This is a genomic window from Virgibacillus sp. Bac332 (assembly GCF_003667785.1).
Lineage (GTDB): Bacteria > Bacillota > Bacilli > Bacillales > Amphibacillaceae > Virgibacillus > Virgibacillus salarius.
In genome coordinates this window covers 661,495-673,770 of record NZ_CP033046.1, presented here as the reverse complement: position 1 = coordinate 673,770, position 12,276 = coordinate 661,495, and the positions used below count along the sequence as shown (strand labels likewise).

The 12,276-nt window shown below is 37.6% G+C and carries 10 protein-coding genes; 6 read left to right on the top strand and 4 right to left on the bottom strand.

Features of this window, described 5'->3' with window-relative positions:
- The first annotated feature begins 143 nt into the window (after positions 1-143).
- Both D9782_RS22685 and D9782_RS03060 read left to right on the top strand, forming a co-directional pair.
- Positions 144-281 (top strand): hypothetical protein, encoded by a 138-nt coding sequence (locus D9782_RS22685; RefSeq protein WP_162986316.1) that lies wholly within the window; start codon positions 144-146, stop codon positions 279-281.
- 283 nt (positions 282-564) lie between these two features.
- The gene (locus D9782_RS03060; RefSeq protein WP_240455793.1) at positions 565-2,283 is read left to right on the top strand and encodes a methyl-accepting chemotaxis protein; all 1,719 of its coding nucleotides are present in this window, start codon (positions 565-567) and stop codon (positions 2,281-2,283) included.
- 229 nt (positions 2,284-2,512) lie between these two features.
- On the opposite strand, the gene pstB is transcribed toward D9782_RS03060, so the two are convergent.
- The 4 genes from pstB to D9782_RS03040 all read right to left on the bottom strand — a co-directional run bounded on the left by pstB (position 2,513) and on the right by D9782_RS03040 (position 6,365).
- On the bottom strand, positions 2,513-3,316 hold the full coding sequence (gene pstB, locus D9782_RS03055) for a phosphate ABC transporter ATP-binding protein PstB (protein ID WP_240455840.1): 804 nt from the start codon (positions 3,314-3,316) through the stop codon (positions 2,513-2,515).
- A 39-nt stretch (positions 3,317-3,355) separates the two neighbouring features.
- Positions 3,356-4,240 (bottom strand): phosphate ABC transporter permease PstA, encoded by an 885-nt coding sequence (gene pstA, locus D9782_RS03050; protein ID WP_026680437.1) that lies wholly within the window; start codon positions 4,238-4,240, stop codon positions 3,356-3,358.
- Between the two features lie 2 nt (positions 4,241-4,242).
- Positions 4,243-5,199, bottom strand: coding sequence for a phosphate ABC transporter permease subunit PstC (gene pstC / locus D9782_RS03045; RefSeq protein WP_121604050.1), 957 nt, complete (start codon positions 5,197-5,199; stop codon positions 4,243-4,245).
- A gap of 170 nt (positions 5,200-5,369) precedes the next feature.
- Entirely contained in the window at positions 5,370-6,365 is a 996-nt protein-coding gene (locus D9782_RS03040; protein ID WP_026680439.1) for a PstS family phosphate ABC transporter substrate-binding protein, read from the bottom strand.
- A gap of 336 nt (positions 6,366-6,701) precedes the next feature.
- On the opposite strand from D9782_RS03040, the gene D9782_RS03035 reads away from it, so the two are divergent.
- The 4 genes from D9782_RS03035 to argH all read left to right on the top strand — a co-directional run bounded on the left by D9782_RS03035 (position 6,702) and on the right by argH (position 12,250).
- Positions 6,702-7,340: an endonuclease III domain-containing protein gene (locus tag D9782_RS03035; protein ID WP_026680440.1), complete on the top strand. Its 639-nt coding sequence runs from the start codon at positions 6,702-6,704 to the stop codon at positions 7,338-7,340.
- Between the two features lie 174 nt (positions 7,341-7,514).
- Entirely contained in the window at positions 7,515-8,159 is a 645-nt protein-coding gene (locus tag D9782_RS03030; protein WP_121604049.1) for an SDR family oxidoreductase, read from the top strand.
- 1,395 nt (positions 8,160-9,554) lie between these two features.
- Entirely contained in the window at positions 9,555-10,814 is a 1,260-nt protein-coding gene (locus D9782_RS03025; RefSeq protein WP_121604048.1) for an argininosuccinate synthase, read from the top strand.
- On the top strand, positions 10,811-12,250 hold the full coding sequence (argH, locus tag D9782_RS03020) for an argininosuccinate lyase (protein WP_121604047.1): 1,440 nt from the start codon (positions 10,811-10,813) through the stop codon (positions 12,248-12,250). The genes D9782_RS03025 and argH overlap by 4 nt, the downstream gene beginning before the upstream one ends.
- The last annotated feature ends 26 nt before the right edge of the window (positions 12,251-12,276 follow it).

Below are 12,276 nucleotides of genomic sequence, written 5' to 3'. Positions count from 1 at the left end.
GACTATAAATGGCTTGTTTAGAAGAGTATCTCGGCAGCATAAGGATTATTACCTGTTGTAATAAGATCCTAAAGCAATACCATTCATGTATATCTCTTTTAAACGCCTTTACTAAAGCTTACGTAGAAAGGAGTTATTTTATAATGGCTGATAAGAACAATCAATTTAAGGAAAATAGTAATCATGGAGAACATCGCAACGGTCGTAAAAGTCCATTTAAGAATAGTAATTCCCACGGCGGTAACGAACCAAACGAGTATGTGGATAAGAAAAAGAGATAGATGGATGTTGGTGAGGGTGGGACATAACGAAAATGGTTCATTCTAAAGACGAACAATAAACTACGCTATTTCTGGAGTAGCCTCGTTACACGAATATATTTTTTCGATGTTCGTTTTTTCTTCGATCAAAATCCTTTTGTCCCCACCTCTTTTTTAAATTAGGAATCGTCGTGTGTTATTTTTCATGGTTCAAATTAACCATTTTTAACGATTGCTTTACAAAAAATTAATACTTACTTGATATACTTGTTGATAATGAAGCAATGATGCAGGGGGAGTTTGCTTGAAGCAGGTTATTCAAAAATGGTTCCATAATACTACGCATGTTAGCAAACGGATATTGGAAAAATTAAGCTTACGAAGTCGATTACTCATGCTGTTTATTACGTTACTATTATTTTCTATGATAGCAGTAGGAGTTATTTCATACTTAAAAGCAAAAGAAACGACGATGACTTCGATTGAAAATCGTCTAATACGAGAGACGGAATTAATGGGTTATATCGCGGATAATTTGAAGTTTTTATATGTCAGTGATGATTCCTATTTTAAGCAACAGTTAGAAGCGAATGTGCGGTCACAGAAATTGAAATTAGCCGATGATGGAATGACCTCTCATTATTTTTACATAGAAGGCGGACAAGCAGTCCCCTTTAAAGTTAGTAAGGGAGAATTGCCTGTTATCTCCGAACAATTAGTAAATGATATCGTAGAAAAAAATAAGGGTTTGTTTCATCGAACAATAAATGACGAGGAATATACTATAACCTTTCAAGAGATGGAAGAAATCCAAGGGATATATGTTTTGCTTGTTCCTACTGCTTCATACATGGGGCCAGTTCATGAAATGGCTTATTTTACCTTTTTTATTATTGTTGTAAGCAGTATCATTACTATCCTTTTCATCATTTTATTTGTTCGTAGTGTAATAAAGCCTTTAATGGTATTGAGAAAGACAATGGAAGCTGTAAGAAAAGGCAATCTGCAGCAGGCTCCAGCTATACAAACAACATTACCAGAGTTTATATCCCTCCATAAAAGTTATGAAACAATGATTACTCATATGCGTACCATGCTTCATGAAATACAAGATACAACGGTAGACCTTAAGAAAGCTGGTGGAGAGCTACAAGTTTCTTCAGAATTGACGTTACATTCTGGAGAACAATTAAAGGAAGCGATTCATGTGGTAAAGCAAGGTGCTGAACAGACCGCATCGAGCTCAGAGCAAAGTGTCAAGACCTTTAAGGTGATGAAGGATGATTTGGAACGAACGATTTTGACGATGAAGGGTATTTTTATTAGCTCCGATACGATGAATCAGTCTGCGCAAACGGGTGAAGTGCAAATGGAGAAGCTAATTCAAACCATTAGCACTTTCGAAAGCGATTTTGCTCACCTTACGGAAAAAATAAATAGCGTAAAAGCAAATTCACATTCCATAGCTAATCTTGTTAATATGATACAAGCAATTGCAGAACAGACAAAGCTGTTGTCGTTAAATGCGGCAATTGAAGCAGCAAGAGCAGGTGAAACTGGCAAAGGATTTGCAGTTGTAGCTAATGAAGTGCGCAAGCTAGCGGAGCAATCTTCACAAGCCGCTATTGAAATCACTAATTCTATTTCTAGCATGGAGTTAAACACAGCAGATGCCTCTGAAGCATTTGAGCAGATGTTAACGAAAACAAACAAGACATTAATGATGTCTAACGTTTCTAAGGATGCTTTTGATGCATTGCTAAAGGAAATTACGAATGTAAGTCATCAACTTAGAGGAATACAAATAGAATTACAGCGAATTGGAGATATACTCCCTAATATAGAACAAACGGCCATTCAATATTCTTCCGTATCGAGGGAAAATTTAGAGAGTGCAGAACAGATGCTGATAAGTAGTGATGAACAAGTCATTCAACTGAAAAACAATTATCAAATTGGACGCAAGCTTACAGACATATCGGATTCGCTCTCGCATCATTCGCAGCGCTTCCATGTAGAATGATGAAGTAACATGAGCTTATAAGGCTATAAAAAAGATTGAGAGATAATTGATAAAAGACGAACAATAATTAATTTAGGTTAATTATTGTTCGTCTTTTGATAGTTTAGAAAGTTACTCTTGCGGTACTCATAGTAACAGTCAGTAGGGGATAAACAAACCCCCCAACCGATTGAGCTTTCACTTTATAAATATGAAGGGGGAGGTTATATAATTGGTTTACGCAAATCGTCTAACCAAATCTTCCAGAGATATAATCTTCCGTGCGGTTATCTGCTGGATTCGTAAAAATCGTATTGGTATCATCGAATTCAACGACTTCACCGTTAAGGAAAAAGGCAGTACGATCAGATATTCTTGCGGCCTGCTGCATATTGTGTGTAACAATGATGATTGAATAATCCTTTTTCAATTCTTGGATTAATTCTTCCACTCTCAATGTTGATTTTGGATCTAATGCAGATGTTGGTTCATCCATTAAAATGACATCTGGTTCAATCGCTAAACAGCGCGCAATGCAGATCCGCTGTTGCTGTCCTCCGGAAAGCCCGTAGGCATTTTCTTTTAAACGATCCTTTACTTCATCCCAGATAGAAGCACCTCGTAAGCTCTTTTCCACGATTTCATCGAGTACTTTTTTATTGCGAATACCATGAATTTTAGGACCGTATGCGATATTATCATAGATTGATTTTGGAAATGGGTTCGGTTTTTGAAAAACCATTCCTACTCTTGTTCTCAAATCTTCCACTTTAAAAGATTTATCCAATATACTTTTTCCATTATAGGTAATTGTTCCCGAGGTACGAACGCTAGGAACAAGCTCAACCATACGATTTAATGTTTTTAGATACGTTGACTTACCACATCCAGAAGGGCCAATGATGGCAGTGACTTCTTTTTCGTAGATGGATAGGTTAATATCTTTTAAAGCATGCGTTTCTCCATACCATAGATTTAAATCGTTCGTGTCATAAACAATGTTTTTCTGGGGCATTTGTACAGTATTTTCTGAGAATGCAAGTGGTTCTTTCATTTTTGGTTTTGTTAAGGTGCTCATTCTGTTCACTCCTTATCAATATCGTTTTTGAAACTTATTGCGGATAAAAATTGCCGCTGCATTTAGTAAAAATAGTAATACTAACAAAACAATGATGGTAGCCGCAGCTAAATTCGCATACTCTTCCACTAGGGATGAATCCAACGTCCAATAGTAAATCTGCATAGGGAGGACAGTGAATTTGTCCATAATACCACCTGGAAATGGGATTAATAGAGCTGGAATCCCAATAACAACAAGGGGTGCGGTCTCGCCAATAGCCCTAGAAAGCGATAAGATAGAACCTGTAAGTATACCAGGTAATGCTGCTGGTAAGATAATATTCTTTACGGTTTGCCATTTGGTTGCTCCCATCCCATAGGATGCTTCACTAAGATGCTGAGGTACGGCACGTATAGATTCTTGCGCAGCAACAATAATGATAGGAAGTACAAGTAATGACATGGTGAGTCCGCCAGCTAAAACAATGTTTCCAAAGTCGAGCGCACGGACAAATAATGTCATACCGAGAATTCCATATACAATCGAAGGTACACCAGCTAAGTTTGCTATATTTGTTTGAATAAAGGATTGAAAACGTCCTTTGCTTGCATATAATTCAAGATAGATGGCAGTACCTACTCCCAGGAACAATGTGACAGGAATAACAACGACCATGAGCCAGAAGGTTCCTAATATTGCCCCCATAATCCCTGCTCTATCCGGAGAAGTTGATAGCTTTCCTGTTAAAAAATCCATGTTAATCCAGCTAGCACCTTGTAGTAAGACGCGGATAATTAAGATTGCTAGAACGACTAAGCCAAATAACGTTGCTGCAAAGAATAATGATTTTAATAGATTGTTTTTTAGTAAACGCGTATTCATCTTTTTCTGTACTTGTTCGATGTTGACATATTTCATGATTAATATTCCTCCCTAAATTTACGAGAGACATATCTAGCAAGTAAATTCATGATAAGTGTGAAGACAAATAGTGTCATAGCAACTGCATATAGGCTATAGTAAATGGTCGATCCAGCAGGTGCATCCCCACCTGATACTTCCACAATGTAAGCAGTCATTGTTTGCATGGATTGGGTTATATCAAAGGTGAAGTTCTTCGAGCTTCCACTTGCAATGGTTACAATCATTGTTTCGCCGATTGCTCGAGATATTCCTAAAACAAAGGATGCGATAATTCCTGAAAGCGCAGCGGGAATAACGACTCGAAATGTAACCTCTAGCTTTGTTGCACCTAATGCGAGAGCTCCTTCGCGCATAGAATTGGGAACAGAAGTCATAGCATCTTCCGATAAAGAAGCTATCATGGGGATGATCATTACTCCCATCACTAATCCAGGGCTTAAAATATTAGTTGCTTCTACACTTGGAAATATTTCTCTTATTAGTGGTGTTACGAACGTAAAAGCAAAGAATCCATACACAATAGTAGGAATCCCTGCAAGGATTTCTAAAAGTGGTTTTAACGTTCTTCTGACCCTTTCAGAAGCATATTCACTTAAGAAAACGGCTGTCATAATTCCAATCGGCCCTGCGACTAACATAGCAATGAAAGATGAAATAATAGTTCCATTGATAAGGGGAAGTACCCCGAACTCCGGATTTTGACTAAGCGGTTTTAAGACAGTCCCTGTAAAGAAATCAGCTATCGGTACACGTTTAAAGAATTCTATCGTTTCTGTTAATAGTGTAAAGACAATACCAATTGTAGTAAGAATGGAAATAGCGGCTATGGAAAAGAGGAGTACTGGGATCATCTTCTCTGTTACCTTACGCATGTTTTGTCCATTTTTATTTTTGGCAATCATGTCTCTAACTTTTGTTTTTTCGTGATTGTCTATCTCGTTGTTCGATGCCATTATTGGTGCCCTCCTTCCAGAGCGTTAAGTCACAAGAAATGAGAGCATAGCAGCTCTCATCTCTCATATCATGTGGAGTTAATTAGATTAGGTGCTTACTAGCGTTACGAGCACATCTTAAGATGAGAAAGACCGAAACCATTAGTACAGAGCACTAATGGTTTGTCCTGTTATTTAAGAGCTTCTAAATCACTGATTAAGCTCTCTGCTTCTTCATCTGGGATTGGAGCAAAACCAGTTTCACCAGCAAATTTATTTATGTTGTTCATAACGAATAGCGCGTAATCAAGTACTTGGGGCTTCTCTTTAGCGTGACCAACATTCAAATATGTGAATACTGGGCGAGTGAACCCTGCATAATCTCCATCCTCAGCAATGGTGTCTAAAGAAGGTTCAACCGGTCCGTTACCAAAATCTACGTTAACTGCTTGCAGCTTATCTTTGTTACTGTCATAATAGCCGAAGCCAAAGAACCCAATAGCGTTTTTATCTTCTGAAACTAACGTAACAAGTGTTGAATAATCTTGTTGCAAATTAATATCACTTACTAGATCTTTTTCCTCTAAAATGTTTTCATAGAAAAATTCATACGTTCCATGATTTTCGTTTGGTCCATAGGTTTGAATTTTTTCATTTGGCCAATCTGAATTAATATCTGACCAGTTTGTATATTCTCCAAGGAAAATGCCTGTGATTTGGTCTTCCGTTAATTCTGTAGCCCAATCATTATCTGGATGAGTAACGATTGTTAATCCGTCTAAGGCTACTTTTAATTCTTTAATTTCCAGCCCAAGCTCATCGGCTTTTGCTTGTTCTTCTTCTTTAATCACACGAGAAGCATCGTTAAAGTCTGTTCCGTCTTCTACAAGGAATTTTTCAAATCCAGCACTAGTTCCTGCGCGACTTACTTCTACAGATACATTTGGTTGTTCATTAACCATATATTCTTCAGCTAATCTTGACATTAAAGGATAGACTGTTCCAGATCCATCAATGACAACACTACCCTCTAGCTCTTCAGATCCGCCTTCACCTTCAGCATTTGCGTTTTCAGATGAGTCATTTTCTTTCTCTGAACTATCTCCTTCTGAATCCGACCCGCATGCTGCGATAACAACGGCAAGTGCGGCGATAAGAAAGAACATAAGGTACTTCTTGAACTTCATTAAAATTGCCTCCCCTGTTTAGCGTATATATTATTATCAAGGAGGGTTGCCCCTCTCATTTGCTAGTATAGTAGGCGATTATTAAGCTAGTATGTTATCAATGTAAATGTTTTGTAAATTAATAGAAAAATGGTCCTTTTATAACTTGCAAGAGAGAAAAATACACTGTCGTAATAGGTGAATATTGGGAGGTTTTTGGCGGGTGAGAATAGGAAGCTTTTCTATTTTAAGCATTCACTTTATAGGGAATGTAGTTTAATGATAAACGGCATTCTGCTAAGATGGAGAAAATGATAGGTAAGGTTGAAAATTTAATGATGGGGGAAAGTAATACACATGCGTACTTACCAAGCTATTTATGATACGTTATTTTCTCACTATGGTCCACAAGGCTGGTGGCCGGCAGATTCTGCAATGGAAATGATGCTTGGAGCCATTCTAGTACAACATACTAACTGGAATAATGTCGAAAAGGCAATGAAAAATGTAAAAGTATATCGATCTCCAGAGGAGCTATATGAATTGTCGCTTGACGAATTAGCCACACTTATTCGTCCTAGTGGGTTTTTTAACACGAAAGCAAAGCGTATAAAATCATTTCTTATGTGGTTTAGACAGTATGATTATGACGTAAGGAAGCTTCGCTATTTAAAAAGACTAGAGTTACGGGAGCAGTTGCTGCAAATTCATGGTATAGGGAAAGAGACAGCAGATGTAATCCTTTTGTATGCTTTTGGTAAACCTATATTCGTAGTTGATGCTTATGCAAGGCGACTTTTTAAAAGACTTGGTTTTAATATGCCAGATACCTATGATGCGTTTCGTTCTGATGTGGAAAGGGAGCTTCCAGAAAGCGTGGAAATATATAATGAATATCATGCACTAATTGTGATGCATGCAAAAGTACATTGTAAAGCAACCCCGATTTGTACGGATTGTCCTTTGTGGGAGTACTGTGAACGTCAAATATCCTAAATGAAGCGAATGTATCCATATTATGGCCACATATACTAAGGAATAGTAGTGTAACTAACTGATACAGCAACTTCTAAGTAATATAACTTCTATACGAAACAGTACTTTTGCTTCGGTTAAGATTGTCTGAAATAATGGAGCCAGAACACTCACATTAGGAAGGAGTTCGATCATATGCATGTATTTTTAGTAGGAGCGAATGGCCAAATTGGGAAACATATTTTACAACAATTAACGACTAGTAAAGAACATACGGTAAAAGCGATGGTAAGAAAGCAGGAACAAGCAACAGCGCTAGAAAGTAAAGGAATCGACGTAGTTATAGCAGATCTAGAAGGCAGTGTTGATGAATTAGCAGCAGCAATGAAAGGGACAGATGCAATTATTTTTACAGCAGGATCTGGAGGAAGCACAGGCCTGGACAAGACGTTACTCATTGATTTAGATGGAGCGGTAAAAACGATGGAAGCTGCTGAGCAGGTAGGCATCGATAGATATATTATTGTTAGTGCTCATCAAGCTCATCATCGGGAAAATTGGAATGAGCAGATTAGGCCTTATTATGTAGCGAAGCATTACGCTGATCGAATGCTAAAAACTACGAGGATGAACTATACCATTGTTCGGCCTGGCGGGTTGTTAAATGATCCAGGTACTGGTAAAGTGTCAGCAGCTGAGAATTTAACAAGAGGATTTATACCAAGGGAGGATGTAGCCTCAACTGTCATAGCAACTCTTAAAGAAAAGAATACATTCTGTAAATCCTTTGATTTAGTATCCGGGGACAGCGAAATAACGAAAGCATTGACCAGTTTATAAAATATAGCGGACGAGACAAATGAAATATAGATAAAGCAATTCCGGACTATTATGCGAGTAACGAAGTGATATTCGGATGGTAGTTCGGATCTTTTTGAAATAATAATCCTTCTGATTAAAACAACAATGACTACAACCTGTTCATCCATATTACAGAAAAATTAAGGGGGGTTCTGCGGAGATAGCAGTTAGCGATTTAGATAGGTGAATTGTCCATTTTAAAATACCTCTATACAAAATTTTGGCATCAATGTATTATCTAATAGGATGAGACGTATTTTTCGCTTTAAACTCCGTATCAGCTATCATATTTTATCATACCGTTGGTCCCAGATCCCATTTATCGAACTCCCCAATCTTAGGGGGTCCCTCGCCGGTAGACACTCCCAAACGTGGAAGCTTAGAGGGGTTAAAAGGATCTTGATATAGTGAATGTCAGGTGTTAAAGGTGGCGGTATACCCATAACCATGATATGGATGCTCACAACTTGTATAGCCTCAGCAGAAAAAAGAGGTTTTAATTTGACTGGTTTTCACTCTAATTACCTTATGATAAAACTAGGTACTTCGTTAAAGTAATTAACTTAGAGAGAGTGCGTGATAGATTGATTTACAATATTGCTGTACTTATCGGCGTTTTTCTTTTTTTAACAATAAAGCAATTCACTTTCAATGATACAGTACAATGGTTAGGAAATATCGGAACCTCTATTTTTGCAATGTTACTGTATATTTATGCTCACTGGTATCAGAAAAAAAGCGAAAAATAATTACCCACCTTAAGGATTTAAAATTTATAAAAAATGAGACTGAGACAAAAAAATGAAGAAACAATTAAAAACGAGCGATGATTAGTTGAAATTAATTATCGTTCATTTTTTGATTAGAATAATTATTTTAGCACCAGAAATAAGCGAAACTCCGGTGGAAACAACACGAGTCCGAAGATCCACATGGTAACGTGTTTTTCTTTACCAAGTTAGCTGAGGCCGTGCGTGGAAAGTGCGTATAGTTTCACAGTGCGGCGATGATACTAGCCATTGATAACATGATCATTCGTATTTTGAGTAAAGAAGTTGTGTTTTGTCCCAGCCTTCTTTGCTCTTTCCTTATTGTAAATGTTGATAGTTCGTTGACACTCCCCCTATTAGAAGGGGGTTTTTAATTCGCCAACATAAATTTATTTCCACTCCAAATCTATATCTTTTTAATAAACGTAAAATACATCTTGTGCATGACGATCAGTTAAATTAATACTCTTTGTATCAAGGGTTTACACAGGAATTAATACTATAAAACATATTTTCTATAAAAATATTATAGTTACCTATTGAATATATATTCATGTTAATGCATAATAATTCAATAAGAACTTAATGAACAGGAGTGGTGAGAATGACCAAGGATAAAATCGTATTAGCTTATTCTGGCGGACTAGATACATCTGTAGCGATAAAATGGCTTCAGGATAAATATAATTATGATGTAATAGCAGTAGCCCTTGATGTAGGTGAAGGGAAAGACCTTGAATTTGTAAAAAATAAAGCATTACAAGTAGGGGCAATTAAGTCGTATGTCATCGATGCCAAAGCATTGTTTGCAAATGAATTTGTGTTACCTGCGCTACAAGCTAATTTATTATATGAAGGAAAGTATCCTTTAATATCAGCGCTTTCACGTCCATTGATTGCCAAAATATTGGTGAATATTGCTAAAGAAGAAGGTGCAGTAGCAGTAGCACATGGCTGTACTGGTAAAGGAAATGATCAAGTACGGTTTGATGTTGCGTTTACTGCTTTACAGCCAGATTTAAAAATTGTTGCACCTGTACGTGAATGGGCAATGTCGAGAGAAGAAGAGATTGAATATGCAAAAAAACATAATATTCCTATTCCGATTGATCTAGATAATCCGTTTAGCATCGATCAAAATTTGTGGGGACGTAGTAACGAATGTGGAATATTAGAAGATCCGTGGGCTGAAGCACCAGAAGAAGCATTTGACTTAACTACAAATCCAGTGGAGGCGCCAAATGATCCGGAAATTGTGCAAATTACATTTGAACAAGGTAAGCCTGTTTCCTTAGATGGCAATTCTATGCCATTAGAAGAACTTATCGTTACATTAAATCGTGTTGCTGGAAAGCATGGTGTCGGAAGAATTGACCATGTGGAAAATCGTTTAGTTGGAATTAAATCACGAGAAATTTACGAAGCTCCGGGGGCACTTACGTTAATTGCTGCCCATCAAGAATTAGAAGCACTAACCTTGCCTAGAGAGGTAGCTCAATTTAAACCGTTAATGGAGCAAAAGCTGGCGCAAACGGTTTATGACGGCCTTTGGTATTCTCCACTTACGGATGCACTGAAAGCTTTTATTGAAGAAACACAAAACGATGTATCTGGTACAGTTAAAGTTAAATTATATAAAGGTCATGCACAAGTAGTTGGTCGTGAATCACAACAGTCGTTGTATGACTTTGATTTAGCTACGTACAATGCACAGGACGCCTTTGATCATGAAGCTGCCTTAGGATTTATTAAGCTTTGGGGACTGCCTACAAAAGTACACGCAACTGTAAATCACGCACATAAAGCTGTTGATCAGTCTGTGAAAGACGCCGTATTAGATGTGAAGGAAGCTGTCAAGCCATGAAGCTATGGGGAGGGCGTTTTACTAAGCCGACGAGTCAATTAGTAGATGAGTATACAGCCTCCATTTATTTTGATAAGAAATTAGCAGCCTATGATATTGAGGGAAGCCTAGCACATGTGGCTATGCTAGGTAAATGTAAGATTATAACGACAGAAGAGGCTAAAACCATAGCAGAGGGTCTTAACATTGTTGCTAGTAAAATAGAAAGTGGAGAAGCACGATTAAGTGAAGAACATGAAGATATTCATATGAACGTAGAAAAGCTACTGATTGAAGAAGTTGGTCCCGTTGGTGGAAAGCTTCATACAGGGAGAAGTAGAAATGATCAAGTAGCCCTTGATATGCGTTTATATTTACGTGATGCTTTGGTGGAGTTAATCGATTTACTAGTCCATGTACAGATCGCATTACTAAAACAAGCGAAAGCAAATATGGATACCATTTTACCAGGCTATACACATCTTCAAAGAGCTCAGCCAGTATTATTTTCCCATCATTTACTGGCATATGCTTGGATGTTCCAACGAGATATCGATCGATTAACGGATAGCTGGAAGCGTGTGAATCAATCGCCGCTCGGTGCTGGTGCGCTAGCGGGGACGACGTTTCCAATCGATCGAGGATTCGTAGCTGAACAACTTGCCTTTGAAGGTGTTTGTGAAAATAGTTTAGACGCAGTTAGTGATCGAGATTTTGTTATTGAATTCTTAAGTGATGCATCAATGATTTCCATGCATCTGTCAAGACTCTGTGAAGAGCTTGTTCAATGGTCTAGTCAAGAATTTCATTTTATTGAGCTCGATGATGAATTTTCTACTGGTAGTAGTATGATGCCACAAAAGAAAAATCCTGATGTGGCAGAATTAGTAAGAGGTAAAACTGGTCGAGTATACGGTCATCTTATGGGAATGCTGACAACATTTAAGGGATTGCCGCTAGCATATAATAAAGACATGCAAGAAGACAAAGAAGGTATGTTTGATACTGTCGCGACGTTAAGAGGAGCGCTATCTTTATTTGCGCCGATGATTGAAACGATGAAAGTAAACAAAGATGTTATGTACAATGCGGTACAAAGAGATTATTCTAATGCAACAGATTTTGCTGATTATCTAGTTGGAAAAGGGATACCTTTCAGAGAATCGCATGCGATAACAGGTGAAACAGTGCTATATTGTATCAAAGAAAATAAATATTTAACAGAGCTAACGTTGGATGAATTTCAGTCTTTCTCTAAAAAGGTTGAAGCTGATATTTATCATTTTCTATCACCAGAAGCCGTTGTACAAGCACGTAATGTTCTGGGAGGAACAGCTAAAAATCAAGTAAACAATCAGCTTGAGAGCATCACACAAGCCATTAACATGAATAAGCAATGGCTTGAAGTTAAAAATGAACGATTGGCCAACCGTACACACCAAGCGTCATCTTATTAATAGCTAACTTCTACAACCGGGTATGG

Coding starts and splice junctions, on each gene's coding strand:
- D9782_RS22685 (WP_162986316.1), top strand. CDS start 144: ATGGCTGATAAGAACAATCAATTTAAGGAAAATAGTAATCATGGAGAA.
- pstB (WP_240455840.1), bottom strand. CDS start 3,316: ATGAAAGAACCACTTGCATTCTCAGAAAATACTGTACAAATGCCCCAG.
- pstA (WP_026680437.1), bottom strand. CDS start 4,240: ATGAAATATGTCAACATCGAACAAGTACAGAAAAAGATGAATACGCGT.
- pstC (WP_121604050.1), bottom strand. CDS start 5,199: ATGGCATCGAACAACGAGATAGACAATCACGAAAAAACAAAAGTTAGA.
- D9782_RS03040 (WP_026680439.1), bottom strand. CDS start 6,365: ATGAAGTTCAAGAAGTACCTTATGTTCTTTCTTATCGCCGCACTTGCC.
- D9782_RS03035 (WP_026680440.1), top strand. CDS start 6,702: ATGCGTACTTACCAAGCTATTTATGATACGTTATTTTCTCACTATGGT.
- D9782_RS03030 (WP_121604049.1), top strand. CDS start 7,515: ATGCATGTATTTTTAGTAGGAGCGAATGGCCAAATTGGGAAACATATT.
- D9782_RS03025 (WP_121604048.1), top strand. CDS start 9,555: ATGACCAAGGATAAAATCGTATTAGCTTATTCTGGCGGACTAGATACA.
- argH (WP_121604047.1), top strand. CDS start 10,811: ATGAAGCTATGGGGAGGGCGTTTTACTAAGCCGACGAGTCAATTAGTA.